Source organism: Pedobacter polysacchareus, assembly GCF_019802255.1.
GTDB lineage: Bacteria > Bacteroidota > Bacteroidia > Sphingobacteriales > Sphingobacteriaceae > Pedobacter > Pedobacter polysacchareus.
The window spans coordinates 329,736-352,061 of sequence record NZ_JAHYSS010000002.1; the positions used below are offsets into that span (position 1 = coordinate 329,736).

Genomic DNA, 22,326 nt, shown 5'->3' on the forward strand with positions numbered 1-22,326 from the left:
AAACAACCATTAGAAAGGGTAGGAAATATGCTGGAACCAGAAAGAATCGCATACGCGGAGATCGCGAATGCGAAGAAATATAAAAATATTTTCAGTCGGATATAATAAACCGAATAGACGAGCGTCTATATATATGAGAGCGTTAATTTAAACGGGGAGGTTTCGGAGGAAACTTCCCCGTTTTACTTTAAAAATTATTTTAAACACCAAACATGGTAGGTGCCATCTTTCATTTCAGACCCTTCCACGACCTTTTCAAAACCAGGGAATTTCGTTCCCCATTCCTGCAGACTGCGGATATAGCTTAACCATGGACCATCTGCCGGACCGAAACTTTCACCCGGCATAATGATTGGAATTCCTGGAGGGTAAGGAATCACGCCAACTGCAGAAGTTCTGCCCGCCAGTTTATCTAATGGCAATAACTCCACATCACCCGACATCAGTTTTTGGAAACCAACCCTTGGCGTGGTTACCGGTGTTGGCAGCTGACTAAATGCTGCGGTTTGCCATTTATCCATATTGCTTTCTCTCATATTATGGAACATTTCATCCGCAAGATCCTTTAATCCCATCTTTCCATAACGGTCAGAATAGTTGGCAGGAAGGTCAGGAATAGTTGCTGTTAATGGCGTATTCTCATCATAATGCCTTTTGAACTCTAAAAGTGCATTGATCAATGTACCCCATTTCCCCTTGGTATTTCCTACAGAGAACAGGCAAAGTACCATGAAATCTGTAGTCCTGGAAGGGATAATACCTTTGGCATATAAGAAAGAGGAAACTACCGCTGCCGGGATTCCCCAGGCACTCAATTTACCGTTATCTTCCATTCCCGGGCATAAGATCCCTGCTTTAATCGGATCCAGCATACACCAGTTTTCGGTCATCTGGTCGAAACCATGCCAGGCATCCCCAGGCTTCAATACCCAGCAATTCGAATCGTGACTCAGCAATTCTTTAGGCGCATCTGCAAAATCTACTTGTTTTCCAGTTGCCGGATCAGTGACCGTTGGCGCATTCCAGGAACCAAAGAACCAGTCTTTTTTCTGATGGAAAGCACGTTGTGTACGGGCTAATGCCTGACGGAAATCTACGGCCTCATCAATCACCTCCTGGGTAAGGATTTCTCCCTGTTGACCATCCATCATCGCTGCACCAATTTCATTGGAAGCGATGATCGCGTACAATGGAGAAGTGGTAGATTGTAAAAGGTAGGATTCGTTAAACCGACTGTGTTCAATTGGTCTTCTACCATTCCTGACGTGGATGTAAGAAGACTGAGAAAGCGCAGCCAGTAATTTATGCGTAGAATGCGTTACAAATATCGTAGGGGCATCTTTTGGATGATCTTCCGCTTTGCCACGCAAGCCATAACGGTCTTTATATAATGGGTTGAAACGGGCATAAGCATACCAGGCCTCATCCAGGTGGATCTGGTCTACGGTTGGTGCCAGCAAATTTTCCAGTTCTTTAGAATTGTAACACATGCCATCGTAAGTGCTGTTCGTCACCACCGCATAAACCGGTCTATCCTGAGTGGCATGACTTTTTAGGGCATGATTGTCTATTTTCTTTTGGATCACTTCTGGTGAAAATTCTTTCGCCGGAATTGGACCGATAATACCAAAACGGTTACGGGTAGGGATAAAGAAGACCGGAATCGCACTCGTCATGGTCAAGGATTGCTCTATGGATTTATGACAATTTCGATCACATAAGGCATACTGTCCATCCGCAACTGCAGCGGTAAATATTGCTCTGTTGGAACCGGAAGTTCCGTTCAGCATATTATAACTTAAATGCGAGCCAAATACTTTTGCAACATAGGCTTCCGATTCTTTTACAGGCCCTTCATGGTCTAACAGAGAGCCTAGCGGCGTTCTTTCGATTCCAGTATCCGTACGGAAAAGATTTTCTCCAAAGAAATCAAAAAATACTCTTCCAACCGGAGATTTGGTGAAGGCAATTCCACCCTGGTGTCCTGGAGCAGCCCAGGAATACTCTGCCGAATTCTCTGTATAATTGATTAAAGCTTTTGTAAATGGAGGGAGTAAGTTTTCAAAATAATGATGAATCGCAATCTCAATCCTTCCGCCAAGGAAGGAAGCAGTGTCTTCCAGCATCCATATAAATTCATTCGCCAGACTCATGGATTCTATAGTGAATGAATTCTGATCGCCTTTTTCTGCAATCAAGAATACGGGAACGGAAGCATTTCTTTTTCTAATTTCCTGCAGTAATGCGGTGCCTTGCTGATGGGTAGCCTCATCATTATCACCTAAAGTCCAGTCTAACAGGACACAGCTGATGGCCGCATCAGAGATGATCACCGATAAGGCATCGTCGTAAGAAATGGCCTCAATGACTTCAAAATTCCGGTCTTGCAATTCATTTACCAATGCTCTGACCGCTCTTCCATTGGCTGTATTTAGAGTAAGAAGTTCATCATCGATGATCAGCACTTTTCTTTTGTTGAGTTTATTGATACGTTGAATCATAGGTTTATTTATTTAATTAGAGTCGAGTGGATAAGCGCCTTTATGGCTGCGGTTATAATTGAAAGCGTAAAGCGCAGTGGTAATCAGTACAGAAACGAAAGCACCCAATACGGTAATAGAATCGGAACTCACCACAGACCAGATGCAGTAAATAAAGGCAATGCCGATAATTACGATGTAAGCGTTGCGTTTTTCGCCCAGGTTTCCATGACCGATGAGCATCAATGCCGCACAGGTATAGATGTAAGGAATCACCGTAAAGATCACCGTGATCGAAGAAACAATGCCAAATTGTTTGGCCGCATTTGGCGAAATGGTGGTCAGTTGTAACACGGTCATCAGTACGCCCACAATGATCAACCCGGTTACCGGAATCCCATCTTTGTTCACTTTAGCAAATATTTTAGGGAATAAACCATCATCAGCCGCTGCTTTTGCCGTTTGTCCGGCAACCAATGTCCAGCCACCAACTGATCCTAAACAGCCTAGCATCGCACAGAAAGCCACTACTGCACCTGCAGTTTTCCCCAGGGCCATCGCTACTGCATCGCCGAAAGGAGAAGAGGAAACCTGCAATTCTGCATTGGGGATCATACCCATAATGGCTGTACTGGATAAGATATAAGAGACCGCGGCAATTAATACCCCGCCAACGGTCGCAATAGGCACATTCTTTTTAGGGTTTTCCACTACTCCCGCTACAACAGAAGCAGTTTCTACGCCGATAAATGCCCATAAAGTAATATTTAGAACACTTTGTACGGCACCAAGAGAATCTTTTCCACTCACGTTCCAGGCCTCCATATAGGTACTGCTCTTAAACCAGAACCAACCAAATACGGCTACACCAATGATTGGAATCAAGGCTAAAACTGTCGTAAAGGCCTGCACTTTAGTCATTAACCGCGGTCCAGAGATGTTGATCAGCACAAATGCCCATAGGATGGCTATAGAGCAAATGGTAGCAGGAATGGGTTCTTTTAAAAAGGGAAAGAAGTAACTGAGGTAGCCTACACCGACTACTACAATTGCGATGTTACCCACCCAGGCGGCCACCCAGTACAGCATATTGGTCTGGTAACCTAGAAAAGGACCAAAAGCCCTTCTTGCATACGCGTAAGAACCACCCGGACTACGGTCTATCGAAGAGATTTTCGCATAGACTATAGATAGGGCAATCGCACCCACAATGGTGACCAGCCAGCCATAAATGGCAATTCCACCTGTAGCCGCCAGGTTTGCAGGCAGCAGGAATACCCCTGAGCCCATAATGTTTCCCGCAACCATCAGCATTACAGGGATTAAACCAACTTTCTTATTGTTTTCTGCCATAATATTTAAGGATTTAGATAGACCTTAAAACAAAGCTATTGATCCACTTCTGAAAAGAGTAGGAAGGAAAGGAGCAATCCGTTTCACTTTATAAAGTGGAACATAGTTTAGCGGATACAGGTAGGGCTTTTATGTATTTTGAGGAATTAAATATAATTATGGCGCTGACTGAAAATCGATTAATTAAGCTATCTATTTACCTCACAGGTGTTTTTGCTTTTTTAAGCATCTGTTTTGGCTTGTTTACAGATGCCAAGGCCATCATCTTTGACGGACTTTTCAGCCTGATAGGGATGGTACTTTCCATTGCTTCCATCTTTGCACTCCGCTTTATCCGAAAACCCGAAGATCAGGTGCTTCCTTATGGAAGAGCACACTTTGAACCCTTTATTATTCTGATCCAATGTCTGGTGATCATCTTCCTCTGTCTCTATTCTTTAATTACCGCAAGCCTGGATTTTATGCATGGCGGCAGAATTGTAGACCTGGATGTGGCCATTGGCTTTTTGATTTTTTCTGCATTAGGTTCTTTAGTGATCTGGTTGTATTTCCGGAGAAAAGCAAGGAAAGTGTCTTCTGAGTTTGTCAGGATTGAAGCCTTGGAATGGCAGTTGGGTGCTTTTTTAAGTGTGGCCATTCTGGTAGGTATGGTGATTGCCTTTGTCCTGGACCGACTCGGTTTCCATGCTGTTGTGCCTTATATAGATCCAACATTGGTGATTCTGGCCTCTCTTGTTTTTCTCATAGAACCGATCAAAACAGGGATCAGAAACCTGAAAGAACTGCTGCTGTTTGCCCCTGATGATGAGGTGGAAAGAACCACCAAAGCGCTGGTTCAGGAGATCGTGACCCAAAAAAACTTCTTAGAAGTGAAGAGTCATATCGCAAAAACAGGGAAGTACCACCTGATAGAAATTGATTTCCTCTTGCCGGAAGGCTATCCGCTCCATTCGGTAGATGAGCTGGATCTGATCCGGGCAGCGGTATATGAAGGGATTAAAAATAAAAACAACAACCTATGGCTCACCATTTCTTTTACCGCACAGCGGAAATGGATGCTGTAATGATGGTCTCCTATGTTAACATTATATATACGATCAAATTATGCTTTTTAAACAGACACTCGCTTTTTTACTTCTTCAGATGGTGGTGATGACCACTTTTGCACAAAAGGATTCCCTGACGCGGAAACGTCTTGATAGTCTGGAGGCCCGCTTAAATTACCTGGATATCCGATTAAAGAAAAATGCTTCGCCACCCAGGACACAAACCAGAAGTGCCGTAGAATCCGGGAGATATACAGGGGTGGTGATGGCCGATGATGAAAGTATAGCACTGCAGATTGGTGGTTTTATACAGACAGATGCGATTCATGATTTTCACAATAACAACAGTCCTTTAGGGTTTTTATCTTCAGGAATAGACATTCCTAATGCTAAAAAAAGCAATACTACTTATAGCGTCGCCGCCAGTCGTTTTAACCTGAGCGGACAGATTCCCATTGAAGGTAAGGGACTAAAAACAGTACTGGAGTTCGATCTTTTCAATAGTTCCTTTAGTCCGAATTTGAGAATGGCCTACGCCGAATATGGAAAGGTGCTGGTTGGGATGTACTGGTCCAACTTCATGGATGTAGATGCTTATCCAAATACCTTGGATTATAATGGGCCCAACTCCATGACTTACGGCAGGCAGGTGCAGTTCAGGGTAACCTTGCCAGTCAGCAAAACTACAGATGTGGTCTTGGCACTGGAAGATCCGGAGAGTTTTTTGACGCTTCCTGATGAGTCAGGCTTTAAGGCATTAAAGCAAGTTCCTGACCTGACTGCCAGTATTCAGTACAGTAAAAATGGAAGTCACCTGCGTTTTGCTTCAGTATTACACCCAATTGTCTACCAAAATACTTTGCAGGAAAGAGAAAGTAAGGTCGGTTATGGCCTCACTGCCAGTGGTGTTTTGCAGCAGCCAGGAAACAAGGATAATTTTGTGTTTCAGGCCAGTTATGGTCAGGGAATCAGTAAATACATTAACGACATTGGGCCTGATAATTATGACGGCGTCTATAATCCTGCTACTTCCAGCCTGGAAATTCTGGGTGTTTGGGGTCTTTCGGCTTCTTATGACCATTGGTGGTCGGATAAATTCAGTTCTACTGCTGGCTGGGGTTATCTGAACCTTAATAATAAGGGAGTGGTTGCAAATCAGAGTTTTAAGTCCTCGAATTATGGTATTCTAAACTTGATTTACTACCCTAATAGCTTTATCAAAGGAGGTATGGAGTATTTATATGGTACCAGAAAGAACGTAAACGGTGATTCTGCCAATAATAGTCGCATTCAGCTTACTTTACAATTTAGATTTTAGTTATTCTTTCCGGGAGTTGTGTGTTAAGAAATTAAATGTTCCTGCTCTTTTATCTTCATAAAAATGGAATGACTTTACATAGAATTATTCTGATAATAATCCTCTATTTAGGTAATTATTTATTTTAAAATAAATAAAACCTTTTTCCCTTAATAATGTACTATAATAAACCTCTCTCTCCTAAAAAGGGATTTTTGGATTATATTATAGAGATATAGGTTGTGAAATTATTAATTGCTAGCGGAAAAAACTTACAAAATCCATTACCTATGGAAAAACATACTCCTCATGCTAACAGGTATCTCCGTCCGGGATAATGTAACTGTTACCTCAAAACATCCTATCTATCCTTGAAATCATAAATGCTATGTTATATGGTACATTTTTCCCCGCAAATTGATACTCACGCGTTTGTAAGCGCCGCTTATCTGCTTTTTCTCGTTCCTCAAGTCGTAAAACACCCCCTTTTCCGATTTATAAATACCCTTAAAAAGAAACTTTCCCCTGAACAAAAGGAGGAAGAACTACAACGGCTTCAGCTGGAAGCTGGCGATACCCCATGTCAGGGGCAGCTGCTTTATAGTGAAGATAAGCGCAATGCCTATCTGCAGATCCTGGAGAAAACTCTCGCCGATCAGCAGCCTTTTTTGACTAAAGGCTACTCTATTAAAGACTTCGCAGAAGATACCGGCATCCCCGCTCATCATCTTTCCTGCTTGATTAACAAGGAGTATCAGCTTAATTTCCAGAATTTCATTAACTTTCAGAGAGTGGAGTATGTGAAGTCGCAGATCCATCAGGAAGAATGGAAACAATTGTCTTTAGAAGGTATGGCCTGGCAAGCGGGCTTTACTTCCAGAACAACATTTTTCAGGGCTTTTATTAAAAACACCGGTAAAGCGCCCTCTTATTATTTAGGTGATACTCACCATAAGCTATAATTTAATGAAGTTTAAAATTTTAACGTTTTTATCTGTACTGTGTACCCCGGTTTTATTAAAGGCACAAGGAGTCGAAATTCCTGTATCCTCTAAAACGAAGCTTACTTTATCAGGGATGCTGCAAAGTCAGTTCAATTATTCACTCGACGATGATGTGGACATCAAAGGGATGCACCATTCCGGTGAGGAGCATTTTGCGCACAATTCCTTTTCTGTAAAACGGGCAAGGGTGCAGTTGAATGCGGCGATCAACGACCGCATCAATGCCGTAATCCTGGTCAACTTTGGCGACTTTACCGGAAATCCCCAGAACAAGGTACTGGAAAATGCGTATATAAAATATAGTGTCAATGATTATGTGAATTTTCAATTCGGACAGTTTCGTCCGCAATTTGGACAGGAAGATAATTATCCGGTAGACTTTGTAAAATCGATAGACTTCTCTAATCAATATTATTTGTTCGGTGCCAATAGCTGGCAAAGTTTCCAGATTGGTGCTAGCTTCTCCGGACAGATTAAAGACATCGACATTCCTATTCAATATTCGGTAGGGGTGTTTAATGGCAATAATAGAAACCAGGTCAGCGATAACGACGATGGTAAGATTTTTCCTGCACGCGTAGTACTCGGTTTAAGTAAAAATACACATCTGGGTGGCAGCGCTGGATTCGGTAAAAACATGGGACAGAAGATCTGGGCTTACGGCGTAGATGTGGATTATACGAAAAAACTGAATGAACGATGGGGAATGTCCTTTGTTTCTGAATATAAACAAGGGATCAATAGTCAGGAGTTTTTTGGACAGGAAACACCGGTAATCCCAGTCAGCAAATATGCGATGAGAGGGATTTATATGCTGCCAAATGTGAGCTATAGTTTTAAAAACACCAGGTTGAAAGACCTGGAATTTGCTTTTCGATATGAATACCTGGACGCTGATTTCAGACAGGCAGGGAATTCCAGAGAAACTTATATCCCAATGCTCAGCGCTTCTTTTGCAGATGCCTATGCCATTCGTGTGCAATTGGGTTTGCAAATGGATCGATACGAAAGAAGTATACCAAACACCACACAATATAATAACAATCGAGTGATTTGCCAGATGCAAGCGCGCTTTTAGTATTTGATGCCCATTTTTAACAAAGAACAAACTAAATCATGCAAGAAGTAAACTACAAAACGCTACTGATTACCCTGGCATTCGGGCTGATCATCTGGTTTATCCCAGAACCAGAAGGGGTTAAGGCGGAAGCCTGGCACCTGCTGGCCATTTTCCTGGCCACGATTCTAGGGATTATCCTTAAAGCTGCGCCAATGGGCACCATGTCTATGATCGCAATCGCTTTAGTGGCCATTACTGGTGTACTCGCTCCCGGCGATCCCGGAAAAGCAATCGCTTTAGCACTAAGCAGTTTCGGTGATAAGGTGATCTGGCTGATCGGAATTTCCTTTTTTATTGCCCGTGGATTTATTAAAACGGGACTGGGAAGCAGGATTGCCTACCTTTTTATCCGCGTATTTGGCCGTAGTTCTTTGGGATTAGGTTATGGCCTTGGATTGGCGGATTTAGTGCTGGCTCCTGCAATCCCTAGTAATACAGCCCGTGGCGGCGGTATTATTTATCCGATTATGAAATCTATGGCCATCAATTTTGGCTCTTTTCCTGATAAAGAAGAAACACACCGCAAGCTGGGCGCTTACCTGAGTTTGAGTAGTTATAACGTCAACCTGATCACTTCTTCTATGTTCCTGACTGGTACGGCCAGTAACCCGATGTGTCAGAAGTTTGCGGCCGACCTTGGGATTCAGATTACCTGGATGTCATGGATGTGGGCAGCCATTGTTCCCGGTATCATTTCCTTGATCTTGATTCCTTATGTACTCTATAAAATCTATCCCCCTGAAATAAAAGTGACCCAGGGCGCCACAAAAATGGCTTCAGATAAACTGAAAGAAATGGGCAAAGTGTCTACCAATGAATGGCTGATGCTGATCGCCTTTGTGATCCTGCTGGTATTGTGGGTGAGCGGTGATTTCTTTAAAATTGATGCCACCACCACCGCTTTTATCGGACTGGTATTCCTATTGCTGTCCAGAGTACTGACCTGGGAAGATGTAAAAAGCGAAAAAGGAGCCTGGGACACCATTGTATGGTTCTCTGCACTGGTCATGATGGGCAGCGCGCTAAATACCCTCGGATTAATTCCCTGGTTAAGTAATGCAGTAAAAGATCAGCTTGGAGGCTTAAGCTGGACGATGGCTTTTCCAATTATCATCCTGGTTTATTTTTACAGCCATTATCTTTTTGCCAGTGCAACGGCACACGTTGCTTCCATGTATGCGGCCTTCTTAGGAGTAGGGGTGATCATTGGTATTCCACCGATGCTGCTCGCCTTATCACTAGGTTTCTGCGGCGGTATTTTTGGTACGTTAACGCATTATGGCCATGGACCTGCACCGGTATTTTTTGGAAGTACCTATGTAGATGTGAAAGATTGGTGGTCGAAAGGTTTTGTATTGAGCATCATTTTTCTGATCGTATGGATGGGTATCGGCGGACTTTGGTGGAAAGTAATTGGCGTATTTTAATTTAAAGCTATGGATAGAAAAACAAATACCTCTACGCTGATGCGTAAAACATTAATGGCTTTAACAGGACTATTCCTGTGCTTTTTTCTGGTGATTCATCTGTTGGGCAACCTGCAGCTGTTGTTGCCCGCAGAACAGGCAAAAGGAAGTTTTAATGGTTATTCACAGCTGCTTTCGGGCAATATTTTTATAAAAATCATTTCTTATGTGCTGTACGCTTCGATTATTATCCACGGTGTAGATGCATTGGTGATCACCCTGAAAAATAAAAAAACTGCCGGTAAATATGCGGTAGATGGAAGAGCAGCCACCAGTAAATGGTATTCCCGGAATATGGGGATCCTTGGTACGCTGATCCTGATCTTTCTGGTGTTCCACTTTAAAGATTTCTGGTACCAATATAAGTTTGGAACGCTACCAATGGACGAGTTCGGTCATAAGGATTTATATACGATAGTGATTGCCGCTTACCAGGATTGGTGGTACGTATTATTTTATGTGCTTTCCATGTTTGCTTTAGGTTATCACCTGCTGCACGGCTTTTTTAGTGCCGCCCGTTCTCTCGGATTGTATCATCCAAAATACGTGGCCTGGGTCAGGAATTTTGGAAAAGTATACAGCTACGTGATTACGTTCGGCTTCGCAATTATCCCAATTTATGTTTATTTAACCCAGCATGTAGTATGGAATTAAATGCTAAAATCCCGCCGGGGCCATTAAAAGATAAATGGAGCTTTTATAAAGACCATGCCCGATTGGTGAATCCCGCCAATAGAAAAAAAATGGATGTGATTGTGGTTGGAACCGGACTTTCCGGAAGTGCCGCCGCCGCATCTTTAGGTGAAATGGGCTATAATGTCAAATCATTCTGCTTCCAGGACTCCGCAAGAAGAGCGCATTCCGTTGCCGCACAAGGTGGTGTGAATGCCATGAAAAACTATAAAAATGATGGCGATAGTGTGTATCGCATGTTTTATGATACGATAAAAGGAGGCGATTTTCGCTCCCGGGAAGCCAATGTGTACCGATTGGCAGAATGTTCCGCACAGCTGATCGATCAGGCAGTTGCCCAGGGCGTACCTTTTGGCCGTGAATATGGAGGATACTTGAATAACCGCTCTTTTGGAGGGGTACAGGTAAGCCGTACCTTTTATGCAAGAGGGCAAACCGGACAACAATTGCTGTTGGGCGCTTATCAGGCACTCATGAGACAGGTTGCCGCTAAAACGGTGACTTTATATACCAGACATGAGATGTTGGACCTGGTGATGGTAGACGGAAAGGCGAGAGGGATCATTGTGAGGAATCTTGATACCGGTGAAATCGAAAGACACAGTGCACATACGGTGGTGCTGGCAACTGGGGGCTTCGGTAAGATTTACTATTTGTCTACACTGGCGATGGGCTGCAATGCCTCTGCCATCTGGCGTGCCCATAAAAAAGGAGCATTAATGGCTTGTCCAAGTTGGACGCAGGTTCACCCGACTTCTTTACCACAATCGGGAAGTTACCAGAGCAAGCTCACCCTGATGTCCGAATCTTTAAGAAATGATGGTCGGATCTGGGTGCCTTTGAAAAATCCAGAAAATAGAAAACCCAATGATATTCCTGAAACAGAAAGAGATTACTACCTGGAACGCAGATACCCAGCTTTTGGGAATCTTGCGCCAAGGGATATTTCTTCCCGGGCAGCAAAAGAACGCATTGATGCCGGATTTGGCGTAGGCCCTCAGCTCAATGCCGTTTATCTGGACTTTTCAAAAGCGATCAAAGAACAAGGACAAGGAAAGATTAAAGAGAAGTACGGAAACTTGTTCGATATGTACCGTAAAATTACGGACATCGATGCTTATAAAGAACCAATGATGATTTCACCAGCTGCGCATTTTTCTATGGGTGGTTTATGGGTGGATTATGAACTGATGACCACCATTCCAGGACTATTTGCATTAGGTGAAGCCAATTTTGCGGATCATGGTGCCAATAGACTGGGGGCCAATTCCCTGCTGCAGGCTTGTGTGGATGGCTATTTTATTGCGCCATATACCATTTCAAATTACCTGGCCGGAGAGATTAAATCCGCAAGACTAACCACCGAAGAGCAGGAATTTGTAGATGCCGAAGTTCGCGTAAGGGCACACCTGGGAAAATTACTAGCCATTAATGGCACTAAAACCGCTGATCAATACCATAAAATATTGGGAAAACTTCTTTATGACTATTGTGGTTTATCAAGGAGTAGAGAAGGATTAATTAAAGCAATACAAGAAATCAAAAACTTGCGCGCAGATTTCTATCAAAACCTCAAGGTACCCGGTACGGAGGAAGAGATGAATGGAGAGCTGGAAAAAGCAGGCCGTATTAGTGATTACCTGGAGATTGCGGAATTGATGTGTCAGGATGCGCTGACAAGAGAAGAATCTTGTGGTGCCCATTTCAGGGAAGAATACCAGACTCCGGAAGGAGAGGCCTTAAGAAACGACGAAAAATATTGTTTCGTTTCTGCCTGGAAATATCAGGGGGAGGATCAGGAAGAAGTTTTGGTTCCAGAACCCCTGCATTTTGAAAATGTAGAATTAACCGTAAGGAGTTATAAATAATATACCGGCTATGAAAATCTATTTAAAAATATGGCGACAAAGTGATGCCGGTAGTCCGGGGAAATTGGTCGATTATGAATTGGACAATGTGATTCCTCACATGTCATTTCTGGAAATGATGGACACACTGAATGAACAGCTGATTTTGAGCGGCGATCGTCCTGTAGAGTTTGATCATGATTGCCGGGAGGGAATTTGTGGTCAATGTGGAATGATGATCAATGGTCGTGCGCATGGCCCCATCAAACATTTAACCACTTGTCAGCTGCACATGCGGGAATTTAAAGATGAGGATACAATATATATTGAACCTTTTAGAGGAGCCGCTTTCCCAGTAAAAAGGGATTTAAGGGTAGACCGTTCTGCTTTCGACCGCATCATCCAGGCCGGAGGTTTTGTTTCCGTAAATACAGGGCAGGCACCAGAAGCAAATGGCATCCCAATCACTCATGAACAAGCAGAATCGGCTTTCGATAGTGCCGCATGCATTGGCTGCGGGGCTTGTGTGGCCACCTGCAAAAATTCAAGCGCCGCATTATTTACTTCCGCAAAGATTGCGCACCTGGTGAAATTGCCTCAAGGAAAGATGGAATCCAACAAGCGGGTGTTGTCAATGGTGGCACAAATGGATCTCGAAGATTTTGGCCATTGTACCAACACTGAAGCCTGTGAGGTGGAATGTCCGCAAAGCATTTCCGTCCTGAATATCGCCAGAATGAATTGGGAATATACCCTGAGTAAAGTTTTAAAAAAGTAATATGTTTAAAAATCTACCTAACTGTAAAAATTATGCCCTGCTTTGTGGCCTGATGGTTTGGGGCATTACTGCAAATGCACAGAATACGTCATTGGAGGATTGTTTTAACCTCGCACAGCAGAATAACCTGAGCCTCAGACAGGCGAAATCCTCTCTGGCTTCAGGAGAGGCCAACCTGAAAGCAGAGAAAAAAAGCTACCTGCCAAAGGTGGATTTATTGTCTAGCTATACGTATCTAAGCAGTCCTTTAACGATCAACTTACAACAGGCAAGGGACGGTGTAGTTAATGGATCTTCTCAGCAAAGTGTCAATACTGCCAATGAGGTGTTCAAAGAAATCACCGGAAATCCACTGCCCCAGTCTGTACAGGATCGCATATATAATACCTCTAAAAATGTAATCGGAGCCATTTACCCGGATTATAATCCCAGTTTGAGTAAACAATCTTATTTTGTAGCAGGGGTCGGCTTCCGGCAACCCATATTTTTAGGCTATAAATTAGATGCTGCTGGAAATCTGGCAGAATCCCTGGTAAAATCGGCAGATATCAATGTAGACCTGGTAGGGAAGGAAGTGGAGTTCCTGATATCTTTACAGTACCTACGGATTTTATATTTAAATACCCTGCTTTCTGAACAGCAGACCATGGTGAATGCGCTGACGAAAAACAATGAATATGCACAGCAGCTGGTGAAAAACGAAATCCTAGCGCCATATCAGAAAAGCTGGACAAATGTGGTTTTGATTCAAGCACAAAGTCAATTCAATAATATTAAGCTGGAACAGGAAAATGCCAGGGTGGAATTGAATAAATTACTGGGGATTCCTTTAGACTCCAATATTGTGATCGCAGATACGCTAAAATATCGTCCTATAGAACCAGCAGCTCCAAAAGAGGATTTCTGGGTGTCTAATCCGATTTACAGACTCGCGGGAAGCAAAATCAATTATGCTAAAACTGCAGAAAAGATCAGCAGGTCTTTCTCTTTGCCCAATATTTTTGCCATCGGTAATTACAACCTGTATCAGAAAGACCTTCCGGTGACGATTCCGGATTGGTTTATCGGAGTAGAGCTGCAATGGAGTCTGTTTAACGGACAAACCCGTAAACGCACGCAAGCTGCAAGCAAGCTGGTGGAAGAGGCAAAACTTGGAGAACAGAGTGCCGGATTGGCCTTGCAGGTGCAATCAACGGTGGCCAGAAATAAAATGAAATCACTGCAAAACGATGTATACGCCTTAGGTAATGCCCGTAAAGAAGCGCACACCACAAGCACTCTGATTGGTGAAAGGATGAAAAACCAACTGTCTTCTCCTAAAGATGTGAACGACGCTTTATTGGTAGAAACGGAAATCGATAAAGGGTACCATACTGCAGTGTTCGGCTATTACCTGGCCGTTGCCGCTTATTTTAACAGCATTGGATCGCCTAAAGAACTGGCAAAATACCTTAAATAAAACTTAAAAACTCAAGCTATAAAACACATATACATGAAAGATATCATCAAAAATTACTGGGCCTTACTGATCCCTATTATAGTGGTCATCGCTGCTTTGTTCTTCTTTCTGGCAGGGAATAAAAAACAAGACAATAATTTCATCGGCATGGTAGATGCTTCCAGTGTGGATGTCGCAGCTGAATTTCCAGGGCGTTTGGACTCCCTGCTGGTAGAACTTGGGGATACCGTAAAAGAAGGACAAATTGTTGCAATTCTTCGTTCCAATGAGATTGACGCGATAAAAGCACAGGCGCTTGCTGCAATTGATGCGGCAAAAGGACAGCAGGAATTATTGTTAAAAGGGGCAAGACCAGAACTGATCGATGCAACTTCTAAATTGTACCAGATTAGCGAAGACCAATATAAATTATTTAGCGCCACCAATGATAGGATGCAGCGTTTGTACAAAGCAGATGTGATCTCCGGTCAGGAAAGGGATGTTTTCTATTTCCGTTATGAGGCTGCGAAAAAAGAAATGGAAATGGCAAAACTGAACCTGAAAATGCTGAAAGATGGTACGCGTCCGGAAATTATGAAAACGGCCAATGCGATTGTAAAACAAGCGGAACAGGCTTATGAGCTGACCAAATCATTAGGCGACAATACCAGGGTTCATGCACCTGCAGATGGGGTAATTTCCAGCTTAGTAACCCACCAGGGGGAAATTGTTTCTATAGGTTATCCAATGATGACCATTGAAAAGAAAAACTCCAAACTGCTGAGGTTTAATGTCCGTCAGGATGAATCTAATCTTTTAAAGGTTGGGTCTAAAGCTTCGGTAAAAGTGCCTGGCTGTGATCCTGAAACTTTTGAAGTAAAAGTGACTTCAATTGCGCCTACCTTAGAGTTTGCGAATTGGGTACCTACAAAAGACAAAGGTCAGTTTGAATTGAGAACATTTACGATAGAGCTGAAGCCAGAAAACCCTGCCGGAATTAAAGGCTTGCGTGCTGGTATGACGGCTTCCTTAATTTTGCCATAATGCGTTCGACTTGTCAAATCATCATTCGGGAATGGAACAGGATTCTCCATCTAAAGGTATTTTACCTGGTGATGCTGGTGGTCCCTGCTCTGTTGTTTTCTTTTTATGCGTATATCTATCAGGAGAAAGAAGCGAAAAACCTTCCTTTTGCGATTTGGGATGACGATCAAAGTCCGGTGAGCCGACAGCTGATTTTCTTGCTGGAGCAACGGGATGCCTTACGCATCACCAAAAGATTGTATAGCGAAGCAGAAGTGCAGAAGGCGATTCAAAAAGGAGAGATCATGGGGGCCGTACATTTCCCGGTAAATATGCAGAATGATATTTATAGCCGTCATCCTACCACAGTAACGCTGTATACCAACGCTGCGGCTTTAGTCCCTGCAAAAATGGTGTACAAGGCAGCAGCACAGGTGATCATCACGGGAAGTAGCGGGATTATTCTGAAAAAGCTGGTCAAAACAGGGATGGCGCCAGATCGGGCTATGGCTTTGGCCAATCCCATTAAACTGGACACCTACCAGCTGTACAATGCCACTTACAATTACCAGGAATACCTCGTACCCGGGCTGATTACGGTAGGCATGCAAATGATTCTGATCATCAGCAGCATGCTGGCACTCAATTATGAATACAAGACCAATACGATGCCGCAGTTATATGAACTGGCAAAAGGATCTGCATTTCGAGTAATTGCTGGTAAAACGATCGCCCATCTGGTGGTCAGCTGGTTCAATTTTGTCCTCATTGCCTTTATCCTCTTTCCTTTCTTTGATATCGGTGTGCCAGCGGCAACAGGTAAGTTTTTTGCGCTGTATACCCTGCTCTCTATCGCATGTATTGGTATCGGAATGTTCATTTCTGCTTTATTTAAAGATGTCATGCTTTCCGGTGATGTGGCTTTGTTTTATACTTCGCCGGCCTTTGTGTTCAGCGGTTTTACTTTTCCAAGATGGGCAATGCCCTGGTATGATCAGTATTATGCGACGATTATGCCCTACACGCCATTTTTGGATACTTTCTTTAAGATATATTATATGAACCTGCCATTCTATTATGCGCAGGCTGATTTGTATAAATTATTGTTGTTTCCGGCGGTCATGTTCCCGACTGCCTTAATTCTTTTCCAACGTCAATTTAATAACAGCAAAAATGAAGCAGCAGTCGAACCCGTCCTTAATTAATCTTTTACTGAGAGAAGCAGGGCTAGTGGTGAAGGACCATAGTTTGCTCCTTACACTGCTGATCGCACCTTTGCTATATGCCTTTTTTTACGGCAGTATTTATATCAATAAAGAAGAAGAAAATGTGAAACTGGCCATTGTAGATGATGATCAGACCCGCTTGTCTCGTTTATTACAGCAAAATATAGACAATTCTCCAATGGTTGAACTGATCCATTTTTCTAACCTGGAAGATGCAAAAGAACAGATGTATGAGGGGAATTGCCAGGGCTATATGTACATCCCGAGAGGGACACAGACCAACTTGTTAAGCCTGAAGCAAAGCAATGTGGTGTTGGCTGTAAATGCCGCCAGATTTCTGCCATCCAGTGACATTTTAGCTAGTGTGCAGGCCATCTGCCTGACTGTCGGAGCAGGGGTACGGCTTCAGTTTTTCGAGAAAAGTGAGGGGATGACTTCCGCAATTGCCATGCAGAATGTGATGCCGGTCAGCCTAGATTATCGTCCGTTGTTCAATGAACGGTCCAGTTACGGTGCTTTCTTATTGCCAGGCTTGCTGGCGCTGATCTTGCAGCAAACCTTATTGATCGGTCTTTCCGAAAGTGTAGCCGCAGAAAGACAGCATTCTACCATTGCTGGCTGGTTAAGGGGAGGAGCTTCCATGGCGATTTGGGGCAAAGGGTTGTTTTACCTGATCCTATTCTCTGCTTATGCGTTTTTCTTTTTGAATGTGAACTATAGTTTGCTGAACCTGCCCATGAGGGGCAATGGTTTGGAACTGACTTTACTCTTGCTGCTGTTCCTGCTCACTTTAATCCCAATGGGACAGTTTATCGGTTCTTTATTCAAATCGCAATTGCTCTGTTTACAGATGATGGCCTTTTCCACGTATCCGATTTTCCTGATTACCGGATATTCCTGGCCATTTGAATCTTTGCCATTGCCGGTGCAATGGTTGTCGATGCTATTGCCGACAACGCCCTTTATACAGCTGTATACGGCGGTGGTACAATCTGGGGTAAGTATTTGGGAGAATCCAAAGTTGTTGCTGCACCTGATGCTGTTATGGGCTTTCTATAGTGGCATCTGTTATGCACGTTTGCATACTTTGAGAAAACGGCTGCTGGCTTAGTTTTTTAAGGAGTCTGGTGTTTTTGCATGATATCTCTATAGTTGTATGTTTATTTTAATGATGCGTTAAAGCAATTATGTAATTCGCAATAGGACTGGCGCCTATAGTTTATCCTCTAACCAGTACAGGTAGAAATGAGCTTAACAACAAAGCCCTGCAATCCTAAAATTGCAGGGCTTTTTATCTATTTGATGACCTTATCTTAAAAGGTTTTTCCAGCTTACCCTGCTAGAGATCAATTCTTCCAGGTCTTTAATGTCAATCCTTTGCTGCTCCATCGAATCACGGTGACGGATCGTTACGGTATTGTCTTCTAATGTCTGGTGATCCACAGTTAAGCAGAATGGCGTACCAATCGCATCTTGTCTGCGGTAACGTTTACCAATGGCATCTTTTTCTTCATACACACAGTTGAAATCAAGTTTCAGGCTGTTCATGATTTCTCTTGCTTTTTCTGGTAAGCCATCTTTCTTCGTTAATGGGAAGATCGCTACTTTAACTGGTGCTAAACAAGGGTGTAAGCGTAATAAAGTTCTGCTGTCTTGTTTTTCTTCTGTACTCAGATCCTGCTCTTCGAAAGCATTGATCATTGTTAATAAGAACATACGGTCTAAACCGATAGAAGTTTCGATCACGTAAGGCACATAATTCCCGTAAGGCTTACCTTCTTCATTTAGCTCGGCATCGAAATATTGCATTTTCTTACCAGAGAAAGTCTGGTGCTGTGTTAAATCGAAATCTGTACGGCTATGGATACCTTCTACTTCTTTAAATCCGAATGGGAATTCAAACTCGATATCTGTAGCGGCATTTGCGTAGTGTGCTAATTTCACATGGTCATGGAATCGGTATTTCTCAGCTGGCGTACCTAAAGCCTCATGCCATTTTAGACGAGCTTCTTTCCAGTAAGCGAACCATTTTGCATCTTCACCTGGACGTACAAAGAATTGCATCTCCATTTGTTCGAATTCGCGCATTCTCATGATGAACTGACGTGCAATTACTTCATTTCTGAATGCCTTTCCGATTTGTGCAATACCGAAAGGAATTTTCATTCTGCCAGATTTCTGCACGTTCAGGAAGTTCACAAAGATACCTTGTGCCGTTTCCGGACGTAAGTATACTTCATCAGAACCTTCAGCCATCGCACCAAACTGCGTGCTGAACATCAGGTTAAACTGACGTACATCCGTCCAGTTTTTTGTACCACTCACCGGACAAGCAATTTCATGCTCTTCGATCAGTAGTTTTAAGCGTGGAAGATCATCTGAAGTTAATGCATCATCCATATCAGCCTGCAATTTTGCAGCTTTATCAGTTTTACCGTCTTTTTCGTAACGGGCAATTTTATCTTCTAACAACTGGTCTGCACGGTAGCGTTTTTTCGAGTCTTTGTTGTCGATCATTGGATCGTTAAAGCCATCTACGTGTCCGCTGGCTTTCCATACTTTTGGGTGCATAAAGATTGCAGAATCAATTCCTACAATGTTCTCATGCATCTGAACCATGGATTTCCACCAATAAGTTTTAATGTTATTTTTTAATTCAGAGCCTAATTGTCCGTAGTCATATACCGCACTTAGTCCGTCATAAATCTCGCTGCTTTGAAATACAAAACCGTATTCCTTGGCATGTGATATTACATTTTTAAATTGTTCGTCGTTAGTGTTCTTTGCCATAATGATGCAAATATAGAAGATTAACAAATATATATAGGACCTAAATTCCTACTTTTGACCATGAAACAATTTAATCTGCTTCTGGTAGGCTTCTTAATGCTTGCCGTATCTTGCACTGGACAAACGAAAAACTATATTTCTTTTAGCAATGGCGAAGAATTAAGGTCATTTTTAAATAGAAAAACACCGGGGTATCCACTGATATCTGCACATAGAGGAGGCCCTATGAAAGGTTTCCCTGAAAACTGTATCGCTACTTTTGAGAATGCTACAAAATATCAGCCGGTAGTGATCGAGTTTGATGTGGCCTTAAGTAAAGATTCAGTCTTGGTGATCATGCATGATGATCGCCTGGACAGAACCAGTACGGGGACCGGAATGATTGGCGATTATACTTATGCGGAATTGCAAAAGCTGCAGCTGAAAGACGATTACGGAACTACAACCCCTTATAAAATCCCTACTTTAAATGAGGTACTTGTTTGGGGAAAAGGAAAGGTATTATTTACAATAGATGTAAAGAAAGGAGTGCCATTTTCTAAAATTATTGCCGAGGTACGCAAAACAAAATCAGAATCAAATTCCATCGTGATTACTTATAATGACAACCAGGCGGTAGAAGTACACCATTTGGCACCAGACCTGATGATTTCTGCTTCTGTAAAATACGATACAGATTTAGAAAGGTTAAATAGTAAAGGGGTGCCAAATAACAGGATTGTCGCTTTCGTTGGGACTTCAGTTCCAGAGCAGAAAGTTTTTCAGGGTTTACATGAAAAAGGAATTACCTGTATCATGGGCACCATGGGCAACTTAGACAAACGGTCGCTGGCCAGACCAAATGGTAAGTATTACTATCAGTACCTGGTGAATGGTGCGGATATGATTTCTACGGATAATCTGGAATTGGCAGGAAAAGAATTCGATCAATATAGAAAAGATAAAAAGATTCGTTCTTCACACATTAAAAAGGTAAAATAAATTGAGCATTCAGGTCAGTTCACTCAGCAAGCATTTCGATCAGCAGAAAGCGGTAGATGGCATTAGCTTTGAAGCTAAACCAGGTAGGATTTTAGGATTCTTAGGGCCGAATGGTGCCGGGAAATCTACTACGATGAGGATGCTGACGAGTTATCTGAGCCCTACATCGGGGACAGCGAGTATATGTGGTTTTGACGTCAGGACACAGTCTATTGAAGTGAGAAAGATCATGGGCTACCTTCCGGAAAATACCCCTTTATATACCGATATGTATGTACAGGAGTTTTTGTTATTTGTAGCGGAGACTTATCAATTGAAAGATGCGAAACAACGCGTAAAAGAAACCATTGAAAAAGTGGGCCTTGCAGCGGAACAGCATAAGAAGATTGCCATGCTTTCTAAAGGCTATAAGCAAAGGGTTGGTCTGGCGCAGGCCATCATTCATGATCCACAGGTGCTGATTTTAGATGAACCCACTTCTGGATTGGATCCCAATCAGCTAACAGAGATCAGGGAACTGATCAAACAGCTGGGCAAAAATAAAACAGTGATCATTTCTACACACATTATGCAGGAGGTAGAGGCCATTTGTGAAGAGGTCATTATCATTGATAAAGGCCGGATTGTAGCGAATGCATCAATTGATGAACTCAAAAAAGAACACCAACTGACTTCTTTAGAGGATATTTTCAGGAAATTGACTTCCTGATGTCTGTTTTTTAAGGTGTTTATCGCCATTGGCCAAGTTTTTGTATCTGAGTATTGATTTTATATCAATAATAAAAATTAAACTTAAACACATGAAAAAATTATTTTTACTAACAGCGATCGCAGGTATTTTTGCATTTTCAAATGCACAGGCTCAGAAAGATCCTGCTATGAATGGACCTAAGTTAGGTATAGGTGCAGAATTCGCGTTTCCAGTAGGAAACTTTGGAGATTTCCAGAACTTCGGTTATGGTGGATCATTAAACTACCAACACCCAATCGCGCCGAATTTGAATTTAACAGGGAGCGCCGGATACATTAATTTCGAATCAAAAGAGATATTAGGTACTAAATTCAATTCTGGTTTTATTCCTGTTAAGGCTGGTGCGAGATATTTCCTTGCAGAGAACTTTTATATCAACGGTGAATTAGGTGCATCTTTTGCAACAGGTAGTAATAACAGTGGAACTGCTTTCGTATACTCTCCAGGTATCGGTGTTGAATTCCCTGTTTCAGATAAATCATCAGTTGATTTAGGTGGACGTTATGAAGGCTGGTCTAACAATGGCACAGCTTCTTTCTTTGGCATCAGAGCAGCATTTAACTTCGGTTTGTAAGCTATACTAATTTTATGCTGTGCGAGTTGCGCACAGTTGCAAAGCCTTTCTGTTTACAGGAGGGCTTTGTTTTTTTTAATACCTTCTCTATCAATGCCAACTTTTCTCCAAGTCGGTATTCATTTCCGTCATGCTGCACCATTATCGCTGCGCTCTAGTTCCCATACTTCAGTAGCCAGGCGATAACTATTTATCCAATTGAGCAGGTAAATTGTCTCCATTTTGAGGCCATGTAAGGTGCATATATTTGCCCCTTTTTTAGCTTAAAATAAGACTGATTTTTACAGGTTTTTGAAAATATTATGTCCGACTTGATCGGTTTTAGGAAGAATTTGATTTTTCAGCCCTTATTTTTATCTCAAAATCGCCTTGATTTTGGTCATTTTCAGCCCTTAAAAATCCAATTTTAGAAAAAAAAATGAAATTATTTTACACTTTTTTTGTTTAAAAATTTGCAGT

The 22,326-nt window shown here is 42.5% G+C and carries 18 protein-coding genes; 15 read left to right on the top strand and 3 right to left on the bottom strand.

Annotation, left to right across the window (positions count from 1 at the left end):
- Positions 1 to 194: 194 nt before the first annotated feature.
- Together K7X70_RS05270 and adiC are read right to left on the bottom strand one after the other, a co-directional pair.
- Positions 195 to 2,501, bottom strand: coding sequence for an Orn/Lys/Arg family decarboxylase (locus K7X70_RS05270; RefSeq protein WP_222536073.1), 2,307 nt, complete (start codon positions 2,499 to 2,501; stop codon positions 195 to 197).
- 12 nt (positions 2,502 to 2,513) lie between these two features.
- On the bottom strand, positions 2,514 to 3,833 hold the full coding sequence (gene adiC, locus K7X70_RS05275; RefSeq protein ID WP_222536074.1) for an arginine/agmatine antiporter: 1,320 nt from the start codon (positions 3,831 to 3,833) through the stop codon (positions 2,514 to 2,516).
- A gap of 158 nt (positions 3,834 to 3,991) precedes the next feature.
- On the opposite strand from adiC, the gene K7X70_RS05280 reads away from it, so the two are divergent.
- The 12 genes from K7X70_RS05280 (at position 3,992) to K7X70_RS05335 (ending at position 17,882) form a co-directional block, all read left to right on the top strand.
- Positions 3,992 to 4,897 (top strand): cation diffusion facilitator family transporter, encoded by a 906-nt coding sequence (locus tag K7X70_RS05280; protein ID WP_222536075.1) that lies wholly within the window; start codon positions 3,992 to 3,994, stop codon positions 4,895 to 4,897.
- Between the two features lie 40 nt (positions 4,898 to 4,937).
- Positions 4,938 to 6,197 carry a DcaP family trimeric outer membrane transporter gene (locus tag K7X70_RS05285; RefSeq protein ID WP_222536076.1) on the top strand — a complete coding sequence of 420 codons (1,260 nt, stop codon included), beginning with the start codon at positions 4,938 to 4,940 and terminating at the stop codon, positions 6,195 to 6,197.
- A 374-nt stretch (positions 6,198 to 6,571) separates the two neighbouring features.
- The gene (locus K7X70_RS05290) at positions 6,572 to 7,138 is read left to right on the top strand and encodes a helix-turn-helix domain-containing protein (RefSeq protein WP_222536077.1); all 567 of its coding nucleotides are present in this window, start codon (positions 6,572 to 6,574) and stop codon (positions 7,136 to 7,138) included.
- A gap of 4 nt (positions 7,139 to 7,142) precedes the next feature.
- Positions 7,143 to 8,258, top strand: a complete 1,116-nt coding sequence (locus K7X70_RS05295) for a porin (protein ID WP_222536078.1) — start codon at positions 7,143 to 7,145, stop codon at positions 8,256 to 8,258.
- Positions 8,259 to 8,296: 38 nt separating this feature from the next.
- Entirely contained in the window at positions 8,297 to 9,727 is a 1,431-nt protein-coding gene (locus tag K7X70_RS05300; RefSeq protein ID WP_222536079.1) for an anion permease, read from the top strand.
- A gap of 9 nt (positions 9,728 to 9,736) precedes the next feature.
- Positions 9,737 to 10,420, top strand: coding sequence for a succinate dehydrogenase cytochrome b subunit (locus K7X70_RS05305; RefSeq protein ID WP_222536080.1), 684 nt, complete (start codon positions 9,737 to 9,739; stop codon positions 10,418 to 10,420).
- Positions 10,411 to 12,327, top strand: coding sequence for a fumarate reductase/succinate dehydrogenase flavoprotein subunit (locus K7X70_RS05310; RefSeq protein ID WP_222536081.1), 1,917 nt, complete (start codon positions 10,411 to 10,413; stop codon positions 12,325 to 12,327). The genes K7X70_RS05305 and K7X70_RS05310 overlap by 10 nt, the downstream gene beginning before the upstream one ends.
- Before the next feature lie 10 nt (positions 12,328 to 12,337).
- Positions 12,338 to 13,084 (top strand): succinate dehydrogenase/fumarate reductase iron-sulfur subunit, encoded by a 747-nt coding sequence (locus K7X70_RS05315; protein ID WP_222536082.1) that lies wholly within the window; start codon positions 12,338 to 12,340, stop codon positions 13,082 to 13,084.
- Between the two features lies 1 nt (position 13,085).
- Complete coding sequence (locus K7X70_RS05320; RefSeq protein ID WP_222536083.1) at positions 13,086 to 14,543, top strand: TolC family protein; 1,458 nt, start codon at positions 13,086 to 13,088, stop codon at positions 14,541 to 14,543.
- Positions 14,544 to 14,576: 33 nt separating this feature from the next.
- A complete protein-coding gene (locus K7X70_RS05325; protein WP_222536084.1) occupies positions 14,577 to 15,566 on the top strand; it encodes an HlyD family secretion protein in 990 nt (329 codons plus the stop codon).
- Positions 15,566 to 16,750: an ABC transporter permease gene (locus tag K7X70_RS05330; protein ID WP_222536085.1), complete on the top strand. Its 1,185-nt coding sequence runs from the start codon at positions 15,566 to 15,568 to the stop codon at positions 16,748 to 16,750. The genes K7X70_RS05325 and K7X70_RS05330 overlap by 1 nt, the downstream gene beginning before the upstream one ends.
- Positions 16,719 to 17,882: an ABC transporter permease gene (locus K7X70_RS05335; RefSeq protein WP_222536086.1), complete on the top strand. Its 1,164-nt coding sequence runs from the start codon at positions 16,719 to 16,721 to the stop codon at positions 17,880 to 17,882. Before K7X70_RS05330 ends, K7X70_RS05335 begins: the two co-directional genes overlap by 32 nt.
- A 197-nt stretch (positions 17,883 to 18,079) precedes the next feature.
- On the opposite strand, the gene K7X70_RS05340 is transcribed toward K7X70_RS05335, so the two are convergent.
- Positions 18,080 to 19,561, bottom strand: coding sequence for a glycine--tRNA ligase (locus tag K7X70_RS05340; RefSeq protein ID WP_222536087.1), 1,482 nt, complete (start codon positions 19,559 to 19,561; stop codon positions 18,080 to 18,082).
- A gap of 60 nt (positions 19,562 to 19,621) precedes the next feature.
- On the opposite strand from K7X70_RS05340, the gene K7X70_RS05345 reads away from it, so the two are divergent.
- The 3 genes from K7X70_RS05345 to K7X70_RS05355 all read left to right on the top strand — a co-directional run bounded on the left by K7X70_RS05345 (position 19,622) and on the right by K7X70_RS05355 (position 21,867).
- Positions 19,622 to 20,542 carry a glycerophosphodiester phosphodiesterase family protein gene (locus K7X70_RS05345; RefSeq protein WP_222536088.1) on the top strand — a complete coding sequence of 307 codons (921 nt, stop codon included), beginning with the start codon at positions 19,622 to 19,624 and terminating at the stop codon, positions 20,540 to 20,542.
- Position 20,543: 1 nt separating this feature from the next.
- Positions 20,544 to 21,251: an ATP-binding cassette domain-containing protein gene (locus K7X70_RS05350; RefSeq protein ID WP_222536089.1), complete on the top strand. Its 708-nt coding sequence runs from the start codon at positions 20,544 to 20,546 to the stop codon at positions 21,249 to 21,251.
- Between the two features lie 91 nt (positions 21,252 to 21,342).
- Positions 21,343 to 21,867 (top strand): outer membrane protein, encoded by a 525-nt coding sequence (locus tag K7X70_RS05355; protein WP_222536090.1) that lies wholly within the window; start codon positions 21,343 to 21,345, stop codon positions 21,865 to 21,867.
- The last annotated feature ends 459 nt before the right edge of the window (positions 21,868 to 22,326 follow it).

Coding starts and splice junctions, on each gene's coding strand:
- K7X70_RS05270 (WP_222536073.1), bottom strand. CDS start 2,501: ATGATTCAACGTATCAATAAACTCAACAAAAGAAAAGTGCTGATCATC.
- adiC (WP_222536074.1), bottom strand. CDS start 3,833: ATGGCAGAAAACAATAAGAAAGTTGGTTTAATCCCTGTAATGCTGATG.
- K7X70_RS05280 (WP_222536075.1), top strand. CDS start 3,992: ATGGCGCTGACTGAAAATCGATTAATTAAGCTATCTATTTACCTCACA.
- K7X70_RS05285 (WP_222536076.1), top strand. CDS start 4,938: ATGCTTTTTAAACAGACACTCGCTTTTTTACTTCTTCAGATGGTGGTG.
- K7X70_RS05290 (WP_222536077.1), top strand. CDS start 6,572: ATGGTACATTTTTCCCCGCAAATTGATACTCACGCGTTTGTAAGCGCC.
- K7X70_RS05295 (WP_222536078.1), top strand. CDS start 7,143: ATGAAGTTTAAAATTTTAACGTTTTTATCTGTACTGTGTACCCCGGTT.
- K7X70_RS05300 (WP_222536079.1), top strand. CDS start 8,297: ATGCAAGAAGTAAACTACAAAACGCTACTGATTACCCTGGCATTCGGG.
- K7X70_RS05305 (WP_222536080.1), top strand. CDS start 9,737: ATGGATAGAAAAACAAATACCTCTACGCTGATGCGTAAAACATTAATG.
- K7X70_RS05310 (WP_222536081.1), top strand. CDS start 10,411: ATGGAATTAAATGCTAAAATCCCGCCGGGGCCATTAAAAGATAAATGG.
- K7X70_RS05315 (WP_222536082.1), top strand. CDS start 12,338: ATGAAAATCTATTTAAAAATATGGCGACAAAGTGATGCCGGTAGTCCG.
- K7X70_RS05320 (WP_222536083.1), top strand. CDS start 13,086: ATGTTTAAAAATCTACCTAACTGTAAAAATTATGCCCTGCTTTGTGGC.
- K7X70_RS05325 (WP_222536084.1), top strand. CDS start 14,577: ATGAAAGATATCATCAAAAATTACTGGGCCTTACTGATCCCTATTATA.
- K7X70_RS05330 (WP_222536085.1), top strand. CDS start 15,566: ATGCGTTCGACTTGTCAAATCATCATTCGGGAATGGAACAGGATTCTC.
- K7X70_RS05335 (WP_222536086.1), top strand. CDS start 16,719: ATGAAGCAGCAGTCGAACCCGTCCTTAATTAATCTTTTACTGAGAGAA.
- K7X70_RS05340 (WP_222536087.1), bottom strand. CDS start 19,561: ATGGCAAAGAACACTAACGACGAACAATTTAAAAATGTAATATCACAT.
- K7X70_RS05345 (WP_222536088.1), top strand. CDS start 19,622: ATGAAACAATTTAATCTGCTTCTGGTAGGCTTCTTAATGCTTGCCGTA.
- K7X70_RS05355 (WP_222536090.1), top strand. CDS start 21,343: ATGAAAAAATTATTTTTACTAACAGCGATCGCAGGTATTTTTGCATTT.